General features: G+C 31.7%; 19 protein-coding genes. 4 read left to right on the top strand and 15 right to left on the bottom strand.

Annotation, left to right across the window (positions count from 1 at the left end):
- Window positions 1–79: 79 nt before the first annotated feature.
- The 4 genes from corA to aroC form a co-directional block, all read right to left on the bottom strand.
- Window positions 80–1,147 (bottom strand): magnesium/cobalt transporter CorA, encoded by a 1,068-nt coding sequence (gene corA, locus SLW70_RS12750; protein ID WP_320888834.1) that lies wholly within the window; start codon window positions 1,145–1,147, stop codon window positions 80–82.
- 217 nt (window positions 1,148–1,364) lie between these two features.
- Window positions 1,365–3,578, bottom strand: coding sequence for a response regulator (locus SLW70_RS12755; protein ID WP_320888836.1), 2,214 nt, complete (start codon window positions 3,576–3,578; stop codon window positions 1,365–1,367).
- Window positions 3,579–3,640: 62 nt separating this feature from the next.
- Window positions 3,641–4,918, bottom strand: coding sequence for a dicarboxylate/amino acid:cation symporter (locus tag SLW70_RS12760; RefSeq protein WP_320891796.1), 1,278 nt, complete (start codon window positions 4,916–4,918; stop codon window positions 3,641–3,643).
- A 115-nt stretch (window positions 4,919–5,033) separates the two neighbouring features.
- Window positions 5,034–6,095, bottom strand: coding sequence for a chorismate synthase (gene aroC, locus SLW70_RS12765; RefSeq protein WP_320888838.1), 1,062 nt, complete (start codon window positions 6,093–6,095; stop codon window positions 5,034–5,036).
- 177 nt (window positions 6,096–6,272) lie between these two features.
- On the opposite strand from aroC, the gene SLW70_RS12770 reads away from it, so the two are divergent.
- Window positions 6,273–7,097, top strand: coding sequence for a UDP-2,3-diacylglucosamine diphosphatase (locus SLW70_RS12770; protein ID WP_320888840.1), 825 nt, complete (start codon window positions 6,273–6,275; stop codon window positions 7,095–7,097).
- A 131-nt stretch (window positions 7,098–7,228) separates the two neighbouring features.
- Window positions 7,229–7,732, top strand: coding sequence for a hypothetical protein (locus SLW70_RS12775; protein ID WP_320888842.1), 504 nt, complete (start codon window positions 7,229–7,231; stop codon window positions 7,730–7,732).
- 46 nt (window positions 7,733–7,778) lie between these two features.
- On the opposite strand, the gene SLW70_RS12780 is transcribed toward SLW70_RS12775, so the two are convergent.
- The 7 genes from SLW70_RS12780 to SLW70_RS12810 all read right to left on the bottom strand — a co-directional run bounded on the left by SLW70_RS12780 (window position 7,779) and on the right by SLW70_RS12810 (window position 14,649).
- A complete protein-coding gene (locus SLW70_RS12780) occupies window positions 7,779–8,207 on the bottom strand; it encodes a protease complex subunit PrcB family protein (RefSeq protein ID WP_320888844.1) in 429 nt (142 codons plus the stop codon).
- Between the two features lie 13 nt (window positions 8,208–8,220).
- Window positions 8,221–9,375, bottom strand: coding sequence for an N-acetyl-alpha-D-glucosaminyl L-malate synthase BshA (gene bshA, locus SLW70_RS12785; RefSeq protein ID WP_320888845.1), 1,155 nt, complete (start codon window positions 9,373–9,375; stop codon window positions 8,221–8,223).
- Between the two features lie 349 nt (window positions 9,376–9,724).
- Entirely contained in the window at window positions 9,725–10,207 is a 483-nt protein-coding gene (locus tag SLW70_RS12790; protein WP_320888846.1) for an ABC transporter ATPase, read from the bottom strand.
- An 89-nt stretch (window positions 10,208–10,296) separates the two neighbouring features.
- Window positions 10,297–11,088, bottom strand: a complete 792-nt coding sequence (locus SLW70_RS12795; RefSeq protein ID WP_320888847.1) for a (Fe-S)-binding protein — start codon at window positions 11,086–11,088, stop codon at window positions 10,297–10,299.
- A 71-nt stretch (window positions 11,089–11,159) separates the two neighbouring features.
- Entirely contained in the window at window positions 11,160–12,467 is a 1,308-nt protein-coding gene (locus SLW70_RS12800) for a 4Fe-4S dicluster domain-containing protein (RefSeq protein ID WP_320888848.1), read from the bottom strand.
- A gap of 2 nt (window positions 12,468–12,469) precedes the next feature.
- On the bottom strand, window positions 12,470–13,438 hold the full coding sequence (locus tag SLW70_RS12805; protein WP_320888850.1) for an MlaD family protein: 969 nt from the start codon (window positions 13,436–13,438) through the stop codon (window positions 12,470–12,472).
- Between the two features lie 50 nt (window positions 13,439–13,488).
- The gene (locus SLW70_RS12810; RefSeq protein WP_320888852.1) at window positions 13,489–14,649 is read right to left on the bottom strand and encodes an N-acetylmuramoyl-L-alanine amidase; all 1,161 of its coding nucleotides are present in this window, start codon (window positions 14,647–14,649) and stop codon (window positions 13,489–13,491) included.
- A gap of 135 nt (window positions 14,650–14,784) precedes the next feature.
- On the opposite strand from SLW70_RS12810, the gene SLW70_RS12815 reads away from it, so the two are divergent.
- Together SLW70_RS12815 and SLW70_RS12820 are read left to right on the top strand one after the other, a co-directional pair.
- Window positions 14,785–17,475 carry a putative LPS assembly protein LptD gene (locus tag SLW70_RS12815; protein ID WP_320888854.1) on the top strand — a complete coding sequence of 897 codons (2,691 nt, stop codon included), beginning with the start codon at window positions 14,785–14,787 and terminating at the stop codon, window positions 17,473–17,475.
- 86 nt (window positions 17,476–17,561) lie between these two features.
- Window positions 17,562–17,942 (top strand): Rid family detoxifying hydrolase, encoded by a 381-nt coding sequence (locus SLW70_RS12820; protein WP_320888856.1) that lies wholly within the window; start codon window positions 17,562–17,564, stop codon window positions 17,940–17,942.
- Here the strand turns inward: SLW70_RS12820 and SLW70_RS12825 are convergent.
- The 4 genes from SLW70_RS12825 to pfkA form a co-directional block, all read right to left on the bottom strand.
- Entirely contained in the window at window positions 17,923–18,297 is a 375-nt protein-coding gene (locus SLW70_RS12825) for a methylglyoxal synthase (protein WP_320888858.1), read from the bottom strand. The genes SLW70_RS12820 and SLW70_RS12825 overlap by 20 nt on opposite strands.
- A gap of 9 nt (window positions 18,298–18,306) precedes the next feature.
- Window positions 18,307–19,158 (bottom strand): N-acetylglucosamine kinase, encoded by an 852-nt coding sequence (locus SLW70_RS12830; RefSeq protein ID WP_320888860.1) that lies wholly within the window; start codon window positions 19,156–19,158, stop codon window positions 18,307–18,309.
- Between the two features lie 95 nt (window positions 19,159–19,253).
- A complete protein-coding gene (gap, locus tag SLW70_RS12835; RefSeq protein ID WP_320888862.1) occupies window positions 19,254–20,258 on the bottom strand; it encodes a type I glyceraldehyde-3-phosphate dehydrogenase in 1,005 nt (334 codons plus the stop codon).
- A 46-nt stretch (window positions 20,259–20,304) separates the two neighbouring features.
- Window positions 20,305–21,291 carry a 6-phosphofructokinase gene (pfkA, locus tag SLW70_RS12840; protein WP_320888864.1) on the bottom strand — a complete coding sequence of 329 codons (987 nt, stop codon included), beginning with the start codon at window positions 21,289–21,291 and terminating at the stop codon, window positions 20,305–20,307.
- Window positions 21,292–21,410 lie beyond the last annotated feature (119 nt).

Below are 21,410 nucleotides of genomic sequence, written 5' to 3' on the forward strand. Positions count from 1 at the left end.
ATATTAGGGCAAATTATTTTCTGAGAATTAGTAAAATTTGTGGTAAAAATGGAGTTTAGACTTTATCTCTAAATCTATCTTAAAACCATTTTCTTTTTTTAAAATACAGCACCATCAAAATTCCTATTAGTAACATTATTGCCATGACGGTATAATAACCGTTTTCATATTTTAACTCAGGCATATTTTCAAAATTCATCCCATAAACACCAACAATAAATGTCAATGGAATAAATATTGCCGATATCACTGTCAATGTTTTCATTATTTCATTCATCTTATGACCTTGTGACGAAAAAAAGAAATTGGAAGCACTTTCTAAAGTCCCCATATCTGATTCAATTTGCTCTAAAAGTTCCAAACTTTTTTGATACAGTTTAGAAAAATAGATATAAGTCTCGGATTCTATTATTTTAAAATTATCATCTTCTTTTAAACTTTTTATTGCTAATAATGAATCTCTCAAGGGGATAATGGATCTTTTTAAGAAATTAAAATTTTCCCTATGTTTTTCAATCTTAATCAAGATTTCAGGCTTGGAACTTGTTTTTGAAAGCACAATTAATTTTTCGACCTTATCTTCCTCATTCTCTATTGTAATATAAAAGTTTTCCATAATAGCATCCAACAATAAACAAAGTAAATAATCTACTTTTTTAGAGCGAACAACCCCCGTATGTGTTCGTATTCGCTCTCTAATATGGGTAAAAAAATCACTTCTTTTTTCTTGAAATGAAATCAAAATTCCTTCTTTGATTAAAAAGCTAATTTGCTCAACGTTAATATTTTCAGAATCCTCGGTTGGAAGTAAAGACTTAATATTAAAAAATAAAATATTGGAATACTGCTCTACTTTTGTTCTTCGGGTCGTATTTAAAATATCCGAAAGTATAAATTGGTCTATCATAAAAAATGAACCAATTTTTTCAATCAATTCAATGTTATTTAAACCATGAAGATTAAGCCATTTATTCTTAGAGTTTTCAATTTCATTAAAATTTTCAATTGAATATTCACGATCTTCTTTAACCATTGTATCATCATAAATAAACAACTGCATTTGAGATTCAAATTGCTTATGCCTACCTGTATATTCTAATGGGTTTGACTGCGTTCTTCTTACTTTTCGAAATTTTATTTTTCTCATTACAAATGAATTTTACAATAATATTACAAAAAAAGACTCAAAAAAAAACGCTTCTTACCATTAAGATAATCAAATATGAAAAATGTTTTTTTTAGAACACTCAGTTCATCAAATTTACTATTGTTTATAGTATTGATTAATGATAAAAATCATGTTTTGTTTAGACTTATAAAAGTGTTTGAAGTAAAAACAGCTTAATGTAATTTAATTGAAATAATTACACATTTAGAGGTTCAGAATCCTTATAAATTAATTGATTGATGGTTTTAAATAAGACATAAGATTCAAAAGGCTTTACAATTATATCATTCATACCTGCAGACAGTGCTTCTTCTATAACTTCTTCTTTATTAAAAGCGGTAAGTGCAATTATAGGAGTTACTATTCCCATAGATCGAATTATTTTTGAAGCTTCAAAACCATTCATTTCAGGCATATTTATATCCATTAAAACAACATCAAAAGAAGCGTTTTCTAATCTTTTAATGGCTTCTTTACCTGAATTCACAACAATGCATTTATAGTTTCTTTTTTCAATAATTTTTTGAGTAACCATACAGTTTATGATATTATCATCAACAATCAAAACGGTAAAAACTTGACCTGATGACAAATCAACTTCCATATTATTGATGATTTCATTTGTCTTTTTTAAATCAGAATCAAATGCAATTGTAAATGTAAAAGTAGAGCCTTCACCTAATTTACTATCAATTGTAATAGTACTACCAAATAGTTCTAGTAATTTCTTTACAATAGGCAAACCTAATCCAGTACCTTGGTAATCAATTTCTTTCCTACCTACTTGAGTGAATTTATCAAATATTTTATTTTGATCTTCCTTATCAATACCGACACCTGTGTCTTTAATTTTGAATTCAATATAATATTTAATGCCTTCTGTTTTTATTAATTTTGCAAAAACAGTAACTGTACCATCCTTTGTAAACTTTAAAGCATTACTAATCAAATTGATTAGTATTTGTGAAAAACGTAACTTATCTCCAATCAAAAATTCAGGAATTTCATCATCCAATTTAATTTCAATAGTATTGTTGTGATTTTTTCCAATAAATGATAGTGAATTAACTATCATTTCAATTTCGTCTGAAATATTGAACGTTAAATCTTCTAGAACAATTCGATTTTCTTCAATTTTATTGATTTGTAAAACATCATTTATCAACGACAATAAATACCTTGCCGAAAATTTCAAGGAATTCAGATGAGGGCTGTTTTCTAATTCCTTATGTTCTTCCAACAGCATATTTGTTATGCCTACAACTCCATATAAAGGAGTTCGCAGTTCATGACTAATAGTAGATACAAATTGAGATTTCAACATAGAAGCTTCTATTGCTTTCTCTTTAGCGACAATTAGCTCAGCATTTGCAAGGGTTAAATCCAAGTTCACTTTTTTCTTAAATAGATAATTTTTATACAAAGTGTACATTTGCAACAATAATACACAAAGAACAATTATAAAAAGTACTACAATTACTTTAGATTTTTTTAAATTTTGATATTGCAAACTGTTTTCGGCTGTAATAGTGCCTACTTTTCTTTTATACTCATCTAATTCAATATTAATACCAACTAATTTTGCTCTTTTGATATTCTGTGAATTATTAATTTCTTTTATTAATTGATTGTACTTGACTAAATACAAATAGGCTTTCTTAAAATCTTCTATTTTGAATAAGTGATTCGAATATTCCAAATATGAAGTTGCCAAATCTACTCCGTTATTAGTCTTTTGACCAATTTCAATAGCTTTCAAAAAGTATAAATCAGCTTTAGAATAATCTTTAATGTGCCCCTGATACATGCCATTTAGCATATTCAAAATAACTAAATCAGATTCGTGCCCATACTTTAAACTGTATTTATTGACAAAATCCAAATAGGGTTTCCCTTTTTCAAACTGATTAATATCAAAATAAGCCCAAGCTATATTTGATTTAGTATACACAATTTTAGTGGTGTCTTTACTTTTTTCATTAAATAATAAAGACTGATTTAAAAATGGAATTCCAACTTTATGATTCTTTTTTTCAAAACAATAAATGTTTCCCAAATTATTGTTTATCCAATTTTTGACAGTATCATTCTCGGCCAAATTAGCAAATTCCAATCCTTTCTTATAATATAAAATGGCTTTATCAAATTCCGACAATTCTTCATAATTAGCTCCAATAGTATTGTACGATTTGGCTATTAGATAATTATCTTTTAAGGCTAATGCATAATGCAACGCTAATCGGGAAGTAGCAAACGATTTTTCAAAATTAGATTCATGAAGTAAGTTTGAGGCTTCATTCGCTAATTTTAGAATATCTTTTCTGGATGGTATACCTTCTATAGTATCATTGACACTGCAATAAGCAGACCAGGAGAAAAAAACACAAATTAAAGTTCTTAGTTGAAACATAAATCACTGCTATTCATCAAATATACATTAAAAATGATTTCGTTCCTTATTTAATATAAAAATCAACTTTTTATATGATTTATTTTACCAACAGATTTAGCCACGATGGTCGCAACAGTAGCATCACTCGTAATATTCACTACCGTTCTACACATATCAAGCGGTCTGTCAATAGCAAAGATAAGTGCTAATCCTGCCTCTGGAATTCCGGCTTGCCCAAGTACAATTACAAGCATCACCATGCCTGCACTTGGTACAGCTGCCGAACCTATCGAAGCTAAAGTTGCAGTTACTACAATCATCAACTGCGTATGCATATCCAAAGGATAAGGCAACATTGCTTGTGCAATAAAAATGGCAGCTACCGCTTGATACAAACTTGTTCCATCCATATTTACAGTTGCCCCCAAAGGCAAAACAAAACTTGCAACTTCCTCATCAACACCTAAATTCTCGGTAACACATTCCATTGTTACAGGCAAAGTAGCTGCACTAGAACTTGTTGAAAAAGCTAATAATTGAGCGGGTGCAATCGCTTTAAAAAATGTAATAGGATTTATTTTTGCAAAAATCATCAATATAGTCGGATATAAAATAAACACCATTAACATTAATCCTATCAAGACGGTAAGTCCATAAATCCCTAAAGCCCCTAATGTTGAAAAATCAGGGATTTCGACCATTAATGCTGCAATCAAAGCAAAAACTCCATAAGGAGAAAACAACATTATAATATCAATAATTTTTAGAATCACATCATTCATACCTTTGAAAAAATCAACAACAGGTTTGGCTTTTTCTTCTTCGATTAAAATCAATCCAATTCCGATTAGAATAACAAAAAAGATTACCTGAAGCATACTCCCATTATCAGATAAAGCATAAAAAAAATTATCTGGAACGATATCAACAATTGGCTGTAAAGGTCCGTTGTTTTTTGTCTCATCTGCTAATTCAATTTTTTGGGAAGCATCAGCCGAGAAGTTTTCAATTAGACTTTTTCGTGAATCATCATTAATATAGCTCCCTGGTTTTATCACATTAGCCAAGACTAATCCCAAACATACTGCAATAACAGTGGTACACAAATAAAATACGACTGTTCTTCCTCCTAGTTTAGATAACTTTGAAATATCCTTTAAATCAGCCAGTCCTACTATCAAAGAAACAACGATTAAAGGAACAGCAATCATTTTTAGTAAATTGATAAAAATAGTTCCAAAAGGTTTTATCCAATCGACGACAATTCCTTTTTGTTCTAAATTTTTCATCATCAAACCAAAAAGCAATCCTAGAATCATACCGATTAAGATTTTCCAATGCAAAGCCATTTTTTTTATCATTCTGATTACTATTTAAATTTGATATAAAAGAAAAAGGTGCGCATAATTTTCTAAAAAACTAGTGCTACACCTTTCAAAAATAAGCTATAAACGTTTTTAAACCAAGTCTAAATTATTTATATGTTTTATTGATTAAATAAAAATCGGCTAAAACTATCGCTGCCATTGCTTCAACAATAGGCACTGCACGAGGAACGACACAAGGATCATGACGTCCTTTTCCTGTCATTTCAGTGATATTTCCTTTATTATCTAATGATTCTTGTTTTTTCATAATAGTTGCCACTGGCTTAAAAGCAACTCTGAAATAGATATCCATTCCGTTGCTAATTCCCCCTTGGATTCCTCCTGAAAGATTCGTTTTTGTTGTTCCATCTGGATTATACAAATCATTGTGTTCGCTTCCTTTCATTTTAGAACCACAAAAACCACTTCCAAATTCAAAACCTTTTACTGCATTGATAGAAAGCATTGCTTTTCCTAATTCGGCATGTAATTTATCAAAAACAGGTTCTCCTAATCCAATTGGCACATTTTGTATCACACAAGTTACAGTACCACCAACAGTATCTCCTTCTTTGCGGATTTCACGAATGTATTCTTCCATTTGAGCAGCTAAAGCTTCATCAGGACAACGTACAGGATTACTTTCGATTTTAGAAAAATCCAAATCTTGGTATGGCTTTTCTAAATAGATTGGCCCTACTGAAGAAACATAAGCATTGATTTTAATCTCAGGTAACATTTGTTTTGCAACAGCACCTGCTACTACTCTACTAGCAGTTTCACGAGCTGAACTTCTTCCACCACCACGGTAGTCTCTAGCTCCATATTTTTGATCATAAACATAGTCAGCATGACTTGGTCTATAATTATCTTTAATATGTGAATAATCGTCTGATTTTTGATTGGTATTTGGAATGATGAATCCAATAGGTGTTCCTGTTGTTTTACCTTCAAAAATACCTGATAGGAACTGAACATCGTCTGGTTCTTTTCTTTGGGTTACAATTGCTGATTGACCTGGTTTTCTTCTTGACATTTCAAGTTGAATAGCGTCAAAATCTAAAGTTATTCCTGATGGACATCCATCTATAATTCCGCCTAAGGCTTCTCCGTGTGATTCTCCAAATGTTGTTAATCTAAATAGTGTGCCGTAGCTATTTCCTGCCATTATAATTAGTTTTGAACAAAAGTACTATTTTAGTTTTAAATTTTTAAGTTTAAGTTTTAAAAAAACAACAGGAAAATATTGATATTGAGTTAATATTAGAATCTTTTTCTTAACCTTAATTTTCATTTTGACAGAAGCTAATTTATTTAATTTGCTGAAAATCAAATTTAGATTACATTGAAAAAAAGAAAGGTCGAATTAGTTGTGATTTCGGATACACATCTTGGAACTTATGGAAGTCACGCCAAAGAACTATTTAAATATTTATCTTCGATAAAACCCGATACCTTAGTATTAAATGGAGACATTATTGATATTTGGCAATTTAGAAAATCCTATTTCCCAAAGTCACATTTGAAGGTGCTTCAAAAAATTATGTCTCTAGCATCAAAAGGAACAAAGGTTTACTATATAACTGGAAATCATGACGAGATGCTACGTAAATTTAGCGACTTCGAAATGGGAAACTTCTCATTAGTAGACAAGTTAGTTTTGGAATTAGATGATAAAAAAGCATGGATTTTTCATGGGGATGTTTTTGATGCTTCTGTAAACCATGCCAAATGGATTGCAAAACTTGGAGGTATCGGATACGATTACCTAATATTAGTGAACCGTTTTGTAAATTGGTGCCTTAGCAAAATGAAACAGGAACCTTATTCTTTTTCAAAAAAAATAAAGGCCAGTGTCAAAAAAGCTGTTAAACATATTTCAGATTTTGAACTCACAGCTGCTGAACTAGCTATTGAAAATAAATATGATTACGTTATATGTGGCCATATTCATGAACCTAAAATGGTTCAAAAAATCACTAAAAACGGGACTACTTTATATCTTAATTCTGGAGACTGGGTCGAAAATTTAACCGCTTTAGAGTACAATAAGAAAAAATGGAAGTTAAGACGATTTCAAGATCATTGCTATTCAGACATTGGAAATGAGGAAGATAACGAAGAAGTCTTAAATCATAAGTTAATCGCTTCAATTCTTTTTTCCAAATAATTAACCTACATATAATATTGATAATAAATTATTTACAAGTCAACTATGTGAATTCTATAATTTATTACTAATATTATATAAATTTAATGTTAACTTTAGCTGTAACTTTGTTTAAAACAATTTGAAAAATTATGAAAAAACTTATTTTATCAGCTTTTATGCTAATGGGATTAGCATTCAGCAGTCAAGCTCAAGAAATTTCTAAAAACGCTTTAGGATTACGTTTTGGGGATAGTGGTGGTTTTGGAGGAGAACTTTCTTACCAAAGAGGTCTGTCTAGTAACAATAGACTAGAATTAGACTTAGGGTGGAGAAATCGTAACAATTACAATAACTATGGATACGATGACAAGGCTATAAAACTAACTGGTATTTACCAATGGGTATGGAACATTGATGGAGGATTTAATTGGTATGCAGGTGTTGGTGGAGGATTAGGTAGTTATAGCTACGATCACAAAGATGTACACTATAATGATACCTTTGTTTTTGCTGCTGGTGATATCGGTATTGAGTACAACTTTGATATCCCATTGTTAATTTCATTAGACTTCAGACCTGAATTTGGAGGAAGTGGATATTATAAAAATAATTATGGCTCTGATGTTGCGTTATCGTTGAGATACCAATTCTAATACCTTATAAAAGATAACAAAAATGCCGCTTTGATTGCGGCATTTTTTATTTTATACGAATTCCTTTTTTGGAATTTATTTTAACAACACAGTATGGATAAGTAATACTTTGTGTAACCATAGCGCCAGTTTCGGGTTTTACTTCCTTTACTCTGACATGAATTGAGTCAGCAACTTGTTCTACACTTTCAACACCAATAGAATACCCTCCAGTAGGTTTCTCGCCCATATTCAAAATAAGGAAATTTGATTTCTGCACATCTAATGTGCTTATTTTCTTTTTCAAAAATTCGTCATTTTGCAACATTTTAATTTCATTTGGCTCCGTCAGAATTTCATAGAACTGAATATTTGCGCCACCATCTGATTGCTGAGTTAACACTTCAAACAAAGGAGGAATAACTCCCTTCTTGGTTGACGATGCACCACAAGAAGCTAGAACCAAACTTAGCACTATATACTTTATATTTTTCAATTGTTATAAAATTTTAAGAGGATGACTTACTTTTTTTAGCATATTTTTCTAATGCTTTCTCGTATATACTCACATATAGTGGCAATATGTTTTTTATATCAAATTTCTTGGCTACTTCAAGCGCATTTTTTTTGAAATTCGAAAGAACTACTTCGTCAGATAGAATTTTTATTGCATTCTCTGCCATTTCATCAATATTTCCAACATCACTCAAATAACCAGAAACACCATCAAAATTTACTTCAGGTAATCCTCCAGAATTACTGGAAATCACAGGCACACTCCAAGCCATTGCCTCTAATGCTGCTAATCCAAAACTTTCTGTTGATGAAGGCAATAAGAATAAATCCGAATAACTCAAAATTTTATCTATTTCGTTACTATTCCCAAAAAAGATAACTTTATCTAAAATGCCCAATTCTTGACATAAAATTTCAGCCTTTTCCTTTTCGGGACCATCTCCTACCATCATCAGTTTTGCTGGGATTTTTTGCTGAATTTTATAAAAAATAGTAATAATATCAGGAATACGTTTTACTTTTCTGAAATTACTAATATGAGTAATTATTTTCTCATCCTTATTTGCCATTACTGAACGACGACATGGAATATGAGGATCTTGCGTATTTTTATCTAATTCGATAAAATTAGGAATTACATGAATGTCTTTCTTAATATTTAATAAACGATAAGTGTCTTCTTTTAAACTTTGAGATACCGAAGTAACTACATCAGATTTATTAATACTAAAACTTACAGCTGGCTTATAAAAGGGGTGGTTTCCAACTAGTGTAATATCAGTACCATGTAAGGTTGTTACCATTGGAATATGAATTCCTTCATCTTTTAGCATTTGTCTTGCCATATAACCTGCATAGGCATGTGGAATAGCATAGTGAACATGTAATATTTCAATTTTATACAACTTTACCATATCTACTAATTTGCTAGATAAAGCTAATTCATAGGGCTGGTAATGAAACAATGGATATTCGGGTACGTTTACTTCATGGTAGTGTACATTAGAATTCAATAGCGCCAAACGTACTGGCTGACTGTAGGTTATAAAATGAATTTCGTGTCCCATACGAGCTAATTCTAATCCTAACTCAGTAGCTACCACTCCACTCCCACCAAAAGTAGGATAACAAACTATTGCAATTTTCATCTAATGTATTTTATATAAAGCGAAATTACTCAAAATAGCTCCACAAAAGAGTTAAAATAAGTTAAAACTAAAGAGATATTAGTTTTGTTTCGTTGTAAAAATTAGTGAGTGATTGTAATTAAACAAAATTATTTGGCATATAATCACTTAAAAACTTGACCACAGATTACATAGATTAAAAGGATTTTGAAAAACTTAAATAAACTAAAACTCATCCAAAGCACACAGCTTAAATACAAATCTATTATTTATATGTTTCAAAAAAAACCCGATTGAAAAATTACAATTTTCTCAATCAGGCTTCTATAAAATCTTAGTATCTACTTAGTGTTGGTTGTGTAAACTATGTTTAAAAGAATCGGCTGTGCCAGCTATCAATTGCTTCAACTTCCCAAGATTCATTGAATTCTTGAACATTATTAATTAGGTTGTTAAAGACAATTGTGTTTTCAGTAACAGATTTATCTTTGACCATTTTCTTAAAATCTAATAATGGTTTGTGAGCAATATGTTCTCCTTGCTTAAAGGTAACATTCATCTTGTCTAACAAATCTACATTATATTTTTTTTCTAATTTTTGAATAAATACAACTGAAGCATCAATAGAACAACCAGTTGCCGCCTGAACCTCTTGGTTCACAGCTAAAATAATAAAACGATTGTATTTTAATTGGTATGAGGCTTCTAAACTTGTTCCGTGTGCAGCCCAACCTTCTAAGAATAATTTTAAATCCGTTTCAATTTCTGAAATTTCGGCATCCGAAAACTTTCTGTTGGATTGGTAAATCCAAATTCTGGATTCATTGGGTAAATTTTCAAATGGTACGTACATTTTTTTGTTTTTTTGTTTCAAGTTTAAAGTTTCAAGTTTTAGATATTCGATAAACGAACTTGAAATCTTACTTTATAATTTATAATAATTTACAAATCCTGAGCATTGGCAATTAATTCGGCAATGTCTAATACTTTGACATCTCCTTCTTTTTCTTTGTTTTTGATTCCGTCCGTCATCATGGTGTTGCAAAATGGACAACCAGTGGCGATAATTTCAGGCTTAGTTTCAAGAGCATCTTCGGTTCTTAGAATGTTTACTTCTTTGTTACCTGGTTCAGCATCTTTGAACATTTGTGCTCCACCTGCACCACAACACAATCCATTAGCACGAGAGCGTTTCATCTCTACCAACTCTGAATCAAGTTTTTGAATTAAATCTCTAGGCGCTTCATATACTTTGTTTGCTCTACCTAAATAACAAGGGTCGTGGAATGTTATTTTTTTTCCTTTGAATTGCCCGCCTTCAATTGTTAAACGACCATCGTCTAATAATGATTTCAAAAACTCGGTATGGTGAACTACTTCGTATTGTCCTCCTAGTTCTGGATATTCATTCTTTAAAGTATTAAAACAATGTGGACAAGCGGTAACGATTTTTTTTGCTTCATAAGCATTCAACAGCTCGATATTCATCATGGCTTGCATTTGAAACAAAAATTCATTCCCAGCTCTTTTGGCAGGATCACCAGTACAACTTTCTTCGGCACCTAAAACGGCAAAAGGTACATTAGCGCGATTTAAAATACGTACAAATGCTTTTGTTATTTTCTTGGCTCTATCATCAAAACTTCCTGCGCAACCTACCCAAAATAGTACTTCGGGTTGTTTCCCTTGAGCAAGCATTTCAGCCATTGTTGGCACTATTAAATTTTCTGACATTATATTTTGTTTAATCGGTTAATCGGTTAAACGTTTAACCGATTAACCGATTAAACATTTAAACTTTTCAACTATATTTCGTTTTTCCAGTTCAATCTATCTTGCTGGCTGTATGGCCATGGTGCACCGTTGTTTTCTACATTCGTCATCATAGCATTAATAGGCATAGGAGCAGCACTTTGTTCCATTACTAAATAACGACGCATATCCATAATTATAGAAAGGGGACTGATGTTTACTGGACATTCTTCAACACAAGCGTTACAAGAAGTACAGGCCCATAATTCTTCTGGAGTGATGTAATCGTTAAGTAAAGTTTTATTATCAGGTATGAAAATCCCTTTATTAGCATCGATGTTTTTACCAACTTCTTCTAGACGGTCTCTAGTATCCATCATTATCTTACGAGGTGATAACTTCTTGCCTGTCAGATTTGCTGGACAGGATGAAGTACAACGACCACACTCAGTACAGGTATATGCATTTAGTAGTTGAACCCAATTCAAATCTTGTACATCACTAGCACCAAACTTAGCAGGAACCTCTCCTTCTGCTGGTGCAGGAGCAGCAAACGGATCAGCGTTAGGATCCATCATTAGTTTTACCTCATTGGTAACTGCCTCTAAATTATTGAATTGTCCTAACGGATTCAAATCAGCAAAATAGGTATTTGGGAAAGCTAATAAAATATGAAGGTGCTTTGAAAAATACAGATAATTCAAAAAAATCAAGATACCTGTGATATGCAACCACCATGCTGTTCTTTCAACAAGATGAAGTGTCGATTCTGAAAAACCTGAAAATAATGGTGTGATAAATTGAGAAATTACATTCCCTGAACTATTCATTTGGAAATGAATATCAGTCGCGTTCATTAATAAGAAAAGAGTCATTAAGACCATTTCGAAATAAAGAATGTAATTGGCATCATTTTTTGGGAAACCTTTTAAATCTGGATTAATGAAACGTTGTAATCTTATTATATTACGACGAATCCAAAATACGATTACTGCCACTAAAACTAATACTGCGAGAATTTCAAAAGAACCTATCAAACAACCGTAGGCAGTTCCAAGAGATTCAAAAATACGATGTGTCCCAAATAATCCATCAATAATTATTTCAAGTAACTCGATGTTGATAATAATAAAACCTACATAAACGATAATATGCAAAATACCCGCAATAGGACGTTTGACCATTTTAGATTGCCCTAATGCAATCATCGCCATATTTTTCCAACGAGCCGAAGCATTGTCAGTACGGTCAATATCAATACCTAGATTAATGTTTCGGATTAGTTTTTTAACGTTAGTATAAAAATAACCGAAACCTACAATCAGTAATACTGCAAATAATATGTTATCTAAATAGTTCATAACTATTTGTTTTTATTAATAGAAAGAGAATCTACAACTGGAGCTTTATATGGTTTGTTCTTTTTACCAAAAAGCGATACATTAATATATCTTGTTGGATATAATCGAACATCTTGTAATAACAATTCTAATTCTTTAGAACTCTTAGAAAAGTTGGTATATAAAGCATCATCTTTCAATAGTTTCCCCATTGATCCTTTACCAGCTTCTAAACCAGTCATAATGCCATTAACCTTTACCATGGTACTGTTCAATGTTCTAATAGTTTTCCCCAGATTAGCTTTGTTTATTGAATCAGAAATTTTAGAGAAATTAGTAGAAATTTTATTAAAGTTAGTTACTACGCCTTTAATTTGTGTTTTATTTTCATCTAAAATAGTATTGACATTTGCAGATGCTTTATGGAATTCTTCCATTGTTTTGCTCATTTCAGACAAAGATTTTTTCAGATCTTCTTGTGCTTTTTTATCTAAAACGTTATTAACATTGGTAATAAGTAAATCAGCATTAGCCATTAACTTTTCGATTTTTTCTTGCAAAGGAACTAGTTGATCACCTAGTTTTTGAGTCAAGCCAACTCTTACGTTACCGCTTATATGGTCACCAGAAACTGCCAACACCTTATCTTCAAAATTAGGCTCGATTGCGATTTGCTTTCCTCCGATAAAACCAGGCTCATAAATTATTGCCGCACTTGATTTTGAGATAGGGAAATCTGTTTTAATCTGAAGTTCGACTAATAATTTCCCAGTAGATTCATTGATTTTTATTCCGTTTAGTTTTCCAATAACCAAACCATTAAGTGTTACTGGTGCCGAAGGTGCAAGCCCTTCTACATTTTCATACTCAACATAAAAGGTTTTGTAATTTGTAAAAAGATCTCTTCCTTTTAAAAAACTGTATCCCCAAATAAATAACAATATCGACGCAATTACTAAAATTGCTGTTTTAATTTCTCTTGATAGTTTCAAAATGATTGAATTTATTACAAATTTAATATAAAATAGTTTAGAACGGTTGCTTATTTGATAGCATCTTGTACACTGACTTTCTTCCCTCCTACAAATGCGGTGATAAATGCAAATTCATAACCTTTTGATTTTGCCTCATCTAAAAGCTTTTTTGCTTCGTTATAATCTGCTGTTTCTCCATACATATAACGATACAAATCATTTTCATAATTAACCGAAATTCGATCAAGTCCTTTAAAATTTTTAGGAACCAAAGCTATTTTTTTACTTATCGCTGTGATTTGTACTTTAAAAACAGTGTCATTATTACCCTGTGACGTTACTGAAGATGTTTTTGTGGTATCAGCAGTCGTTTTAACTGGTGTTGAAGTGTCTTTGGCAACTGGTTTTTCAGCTACTTTTGGAGTCGTTTTTGCCGGTTCGTAACTTTCAGTACCATTCCCAAAATATTCATTTTTATACCTAATGATTGCATTGGTAATCGCTCTCGCAATTTCTCTTTGCCCCTCTTCTGAATCTAATATTTTACCTTCAACAGGATTTGAAATAAACCCAGTTTCAATTAAAACTCTAGGCATATAGGCTTTATGCAACACCATAAATGGCGCTTGCTTTACCCCTCCTCCTCTAATCTTTTTTCCAATCTTTTCAAATTCATTTTCGATCTTACTGGCCAAAGAAATACTGTTTTCTAAATATTCCTCTTGCATTAATTTCATTCCAATCATCGTTTCTGGAGAATTGGGGTCAAAACCTTCGTATTTTCTTTTGTAATCTTTTTCTAAAGTAATAACTGCATTTTCCTTCTTTGCTGCCTCTAAATTAGAAGCAATCTTATTCATACCCATCACATAAGTTTCAGTACCATCAGCAGAAGTATTTTTACTGGCATTACAATGAATAGAAACGAATACACTTGCATTAGCTCTATTGGCAATATTTGCTCTTTCAACCAAATCTATAAATACATCTGTTTTTCGTGTATACGTCACTTCAACTTTTGGATACGCTTCAAGCATTTCTCCGACTTTAAGTACAATAGCTAAAGCAATGTTTTTTTCAACATGACCACTATAAACAGCACCAAAATCATGATCACCATGTCCAGCATCTAATGTTACTTTAAATATATTGGATTGACTATAAGAAGAGAATGAAGATATAATTACAAGAAAAGTAAAAATCACTTTAATTTTATTCAAAGTATACATAAATTATAAAGTTAATTTAATTAAAAAGCTATCGCTATAATTTGTTCAATTGATTATTTTTGGCAAAAAATAATATGTAAGTTTGTCACATCAAATAACAAGCCATAATTTTTTACAAAAATAGTATTTAAACCTTTGCAGACAAACTTATTTAATATCGTTTTATTATCGTTCATTCTAAGTCTTGGATATAATAATTTATATTCACAGGATTTGCGCAAAAAGTCAACTTCTATCCCCGCCAAAACGCAAATAGACAACTCCTTAGAAGTTTCTCAAAAAAAGAACATAGATACTAAAAAACCTATCGATAGCCTTAAAAAAGTAGATAGTATAAAAACTAAAAAGCCTTTTCTTGATGGAAAAGTAAAGTATAAGGCTGCTCAATATGCTAAAATAGACCAAAAGAAAAAGCATATCACTTTATATGATCAAGCCGAACTTTACTACCAAGATGTTGAATTAAAATCGGGAATCATTGTACTAGATTATGAAAAAAATGAAGTTTACGCAGGAAGAATTAAAGATTCTACTGGTAAATATACCCAATATCCTAATTTCAAACAAGGAACTAATGTTGTAGAACCAGACTCAATTAGGTTTAATTTCAAAACCAAAAAAGCATTAATTTGGAATTCTAGAACTGACCAAGGAGAGTTTAAAGTCAAAGCTTCTATAACAAAAAAAGAAAATGATTCTGTTTATTTTTTAAAAGGTGCCCGATTTACAACTTCTACAAATGTGGACAAACCTGAATATTATTTTCAAACAAATAAAGTAAAATTTATCCCTGGAAAAAAAGTAATTACAGGCTTAACTAATATGGTCATTGCTGATGTTCCCACACCTATCGCTCTACCGTTTGCCTATTTCCCAATGAGTAAAGAAACGAGTGTATCTGGAATTATCTTACCCAGTTATAATGATTCAAATACAAGAGGTTTTTCATTACAAAATGGAGGATACTATTTTGCACTAACAGATAATTATGACTTAACAGCTATTGGAGATTATTATACCAATGGAAGTTATGGATTACGTTTTGAATCGTCCTACGCTAAACGATACCGTTTTAGAGGGAATATGAATTTTAGATATGAAAACTTAATTACCAGCGAGAGAGGTTATCCAGACTATTCAAAACAGAAAATCTACAATATTCAATGGTCGCACTCTAGAGATTCAAAAGCGAATCCTAATGCTAGCTTTTCTGCTTCTGTCAATTTAGGAAGTAGTAAATATTTCAATCAATCGATAAATCAATCTAATATTGGTTCCCGATTAAATAATACACTAAGCTCATCTGTTTCCTATTCCAAAACATTCAATTCGGTTCCTCAAGTTAGAATGTCGCTAACGGCAACCCATTCTCAAAACACCCAAACCGAAACCATAGATATGACCCTTCCTACACTTCAATTAAGTGTAGACCGTATTTACCCATTCTCAAAAGAAAATGATAGTAAAAAAGGATTTATCAAAAACATCAACTTACAGTATAACTTAAACGGAAGAAATAGTATTACAACAACCGATTCGTTGTTTTTCAAACCACAAATGTTTGATGATGCTAAATTGGGAGTTCAACATAGTATTCCAATTAGTACTAACTTTAAGTTGTTTAAATATTTCAGTGCATCAACATCTGCTAATTACGAAGAGGTTTGGACTGCAAAAACACTAAATAGAAGCTATGATGTTGACCAAAGTGCCGTTGTAGATGTAACCAAAAATGGATTTGACGCTTACCGTACGTACAATTTTTCTTCAAGTTTAGGAACAACTATTTATGGTACTTTTAATTTTGGTGAAGACAAAAAAATTAAATCTATAAGACACGTTATGCGTCCATCGTTATCGTATAGCTATACTCCTAGTTTTGAAAAATACTACGACACTTATGCTACTGATGCTAGTGGAACAATGACCAAACAATACTCACGATTTGAAAACAGCATCTATGGAGCCCCTGGTTTAACTAACTCTAGTAATTTAGGAATTAGTATTAGCAATACATTTGAAGCTAAAGTAACCGATAGAGACAGTACTAAAACGGAGCCTAAAAAAATAATGCTGCTTAACAACTTCAATTTATCAACAAGCTATAATTTGAATGCTGACGGAGAAACTAATCTTGCATGGTCACCTGTTAGGGTAAGTGGTGGTACTCAGCTATTCAAAGATAAAATGAATGTCAATTTTGGAGCGACATTAGATCCTTATGCCATTGACAATTCAGGAAACAGAATTAACACCTTTAATATTGACAATGGAGGAAGTTTATTTCGTATGACAAGTGCTAATATGACTCTGAATTACTCGATTTCTAGTACCGATAAGGAAGACAGAAATAAAGCTAAAGACTCACAGACTACTCGTAACGGTGGACGTGAAGATGATTTGTTTGGAACCAGTAATGATTTTGGAAATAACCGAAGAAGCTCTTTTGACGGAAGTGAAGAAAAAGGGGACGACGTAGTATCTGAATTTTTCCATTCTAAATTGCCATGGGATATTACTTTTGCTTACTCATTGACTTATGGGAATAATAACCGTGAAAAATCAATTACGGCTAACTCGATTATGATTTCAGCCAATACAGATTTAACTCCAAAATGGAAAGTTGGAGTTTCTACTGGATACGATTTTGTACAAAAGGGTGTAACCTACACACAATTGCGTCTTGAAAGAGATTTATTGAGTTGGAGAATGAGTGTGAACTGGACTCCATTTGGAACAAATGCTAACTGGAACTTTTTTATCGGAATCAAATCAGGTGTTCTTAGCGACATTAAATGGGATAAAAACAGCACGACAACAAGGTAAAGGAAGTTAATTTATTTCTAGAATAAATTTAAAATTGTAAATTTACTATTCTATCTATTTTTATAATTCACGTTAATACCTAAACCATGAAAAATGTAATTTTTACACCAGAAGCTCCTGCTCCTATTGGCCCATACAATCAAGCGATATTAAAAAATGACACTCTTTATATTTCAGGCCAAATTCCTATAAATCCTAAAACAGGAGAAGTCATTAGTGATTCTATTGAAGCTGAAACGAAGCAAGTAATGGAGAATTTAAATGCTATATTATTAGCAGCAGGTATGACATTTGAAAATGTTGTAAAGACATCTATTTTCATAATAAATATGAATGATTTTGCGAGTATCAATGCAGTATACGGCTCCTATTTAAATGAAACAACCGCTCCAGCTCGTGAAACGGTTCAAGTATCATGTTTGCCAAAAAATGTAAATATTGAAATCTCTATGATTGCAATGCTATAGCATTTAAAAACAATTGTGCCGAAGCTTCATTTGTTGCAATAGGCACATTGTGTACATCACACACACGCAGAAGCATATTAATATCTACCTCATGTGCATGACTTGCCAAGGGGTCTTTAAAGAATAAAACCATTTTCGTTTTTCCTTCTGCTACTCTGGCTGCAATTTGAGCATCCCCACCCATTGGGCCTGAAAGCATTTTCTTAACTTTAAAACCTGCATTTTCAGCTTTACCTCCTGTAGTTCCAGTAGCAATAATTTTAATATTTTCTTGTCGTAATAAGTCGATGTTCTTATTTAAGAATTGAACCATATCCACTTTTTTACCATCGTGAGCTATAACTGCTATTTCCATAATAATTATTTATTTATTTTGACCATGAAATGCGATTAAACCATCAATTGGTCTTCTCAATACATTTCCTAATTGTAATTCATATTTATCAAAAGTTTGCTGCAATTCTTCTTTTAAATAAAATGCAATTGAACCTACAAAATGAACAGGTACTTCCTTGCAATTATCATATTGCTTTACATAATTTTTAACAAAAGATTTCATCCCTTTAAAAATTATTTTTTGACAAAAAGGATGCTCTTTATTTTGAATTAAGAATTTAGCAAAAGTTGCCAAATAAGCATTGGGATTAGCTTCTTTATATAATTTTGCCTTAATGAAATCAGGCTCTAAATTATATTCTTTTTCAAATTCAACAGCTAACTCTTTTGGCATTTTATTAAAATAATATTTTCTAATTAATTCTTTACCAAAAACGTTTCCACTACAATCATCCATCACAATATAACCTAATGATTGTACTTTTTGATGTAATGTAGTACCATCAAAATAACTACAATTAGAACCAGTTCCCAAAATACATACAATTGCTTTTTCGTCTTTTGGTGTTGTAGCATAGACAGCCGCGTAGGTATCTTCCTCAACCACAATACTGGCATTTGAAAAATACTCTTTAAATATCCCAGTTAGTGTTTTTTTCATTTTGTCAGTACCACAGCCAGCTCCATAAAAAAACAAATGGGTTGCAGTATCTTTATTTTGTAAAATATCAAAACGGTCATTCAAACGCTCCACAATAACCTCTTTTTCCAGAACCTCTGGATTCAAACCTAAAGTTTGGGTAGTAAATAATACTTTTCCAGCATCATCAATTGCAACCCAATCAGCTTTTGTAGAACCACTATCCACTAATAATCTCATTTCTTTTTTGGTTTTATAGTTAATCTAAATTCTAAAGTATAAAAAAATCCCGTTAAATAATCATAACGGGATTTTTATTATGTGTAATTTGTTGATTATTTTAATCCTGCAATATGAACTGATAAATCAATTAATTTACTTGAATAACCATACTCATTATCATACCATGATACTAATTTGAAGAAAGTAGAGTTTAATCCAATTCCTGCAGTAGCATCAATGATAGATGTTCTTTTATCAGAGATAAAATCTTGAGATACAACAGCATCTTCAGTATATCCTAAGATACCTTTCATTGAAGTCTCAGAAGCATTTTTCAAAACTGCCATAATTTCTTCGTATGAAGTTTCTTTAGCAACTTTTACAGTTAAATCTACTGTAGAAACGTCAGCTGTAGGAACACGGAAAGCCATACCAGTCAATTTTCCATTCAATTCAGGAATTACTTTTCCAACTGCTTTTGCAGCTCCTGTAGATGATGGGATAATGTTGATAGCAGCAGCACGTCCACCTCTCCAGTCTTTTCTAGAAGGACCATCAGCAGTCATTTGAGTTGAAGTTGTAGCATGAACAGTTGTCATCAAAGCTTCAACAATTCCGAAGTTATCATTAATTACTTTAGCCAATGGAGCTAAACAGTTAGTTGTACAAGAAGCGTTAGAAACAACTAAATCAGTAGCTTTAGCAGTTTCGTGGTTTACTCCCATTACAAACATTGGAGCATCAGCAGAAGGTGCAGAAATAATTACTTTTTTAGCACCACCTTTGATATGCTCATTAGCTGTTTCAACAGTTGTAAAGATACCTGTACACTCAGCAACAACATCAACATCAACTTCATTCCATTTCAAGTCAGCTGGATTTCTTTCAGCTGTGATACGAATATTTCTTCCGTTAACGTATAATTTTCCTTCTTTTACTTCTACATCACCATCAAAACGACCATGTACTGAATCATATTTTAACAAGTAAGCTAAGTGATCAACATCTAATAAATCGTTGATTGCTACAACCTCTACATTATCTCTATTAAAAGACTCTCTAAACACAATTCTTCCAATTCTACCGAATCCGTTTATTCCTAATTTTACTTTTGACATTTGTTTATTATTTAGTATTTATTTTAATTTTAAAAATTCTTTATTCTTATGTTGTAATAATATCAGAAACTCTCAATAACTCTGAATCAATTTCTGATTTTCCTTTGATGGCGTGTGATAAAGGAGTAAGATTAACTTTGTCATTTTTTAATCCAACCATAAAGTTAGAAATACCTTCCAACAAAGATTCTACTGCTTTCACCCCTAAACGACTAGCAAGTACTCTGTCAAAACAAGAAGGAGAACCTCCACGTTGCATATGACCTAATACTGATACTCTTACATCATATTCTGGTAGGTTAGCTTCAACATAATCTTTTAATTCGAATACATTTTTACCAATTTTATCTCCTTCAGCAATAACGACAATACTAGATGATTTACCAGAAGCCTTACTTTTTTTCAGTGACTCTAACAAACGCTCTAATCCTAGATCTTCTTCAGGTATCAAAATTTCTTCAGCTCCTGCTCCTATTCCTGCATTCAATGCAATATGACCAGCATCACGTCCCATAACCTCTACAAAAAACAAACGGTTGTGTGAACTCGCTGTATCTCTAATTTTATCAATACAATCAACAACTGTATTCAAAGCCGTATCATAACCTAAAGTATGACTTGTCCCATAAATATCATTGTCAATCGTTCCAGGAATACCCATTACTGGGAATTTATACTCTTCATTAAAAATTAAAGCTCCTGTAAAACTTCCGTCTCCTCCAATTACTACAAAGGCTTCTATACCTTCTTTTACTAAATTATCGTAAGCTTTCTTTCTTCCTTCAGCAGTTCTAAACTCAGCTGAACGCGCTGACTTTAAAATCGTCCCTCCTTTATTTATTATATTATTTACTGATCGAGGACCCATTTCGATAAAGTCTCCTTCAATCATTCCTTGGTAACCTCTATAGATACCTACACATTCTACATTATGAAAAGCACAAGTTCTAACTACAGATCGAATGGCAGCATTCATACCTGGAGAATCTCCTCCTGATGTTAAAACACCTATTTTTTTTATCTTATTTGACATTACTTTTTATTTTGAAAATGTAAATTTAGGAAACATATCGCACTTTTCGCCCTATCTAAATGCTAATTTACTCAACCTCAGTAAATTCAAACGTTTTCGTTAATAAGTTTTCAAAAAAA

The organism is Flavobacterium sp. NG2, assembly GCF_034119845.1.
Classification (GTDB): domain Bacteria; phylum Bacteroidota; class Bacteroidia; order Flavobacteriales; family Flavobacteriaceae; genus Flavobacterium.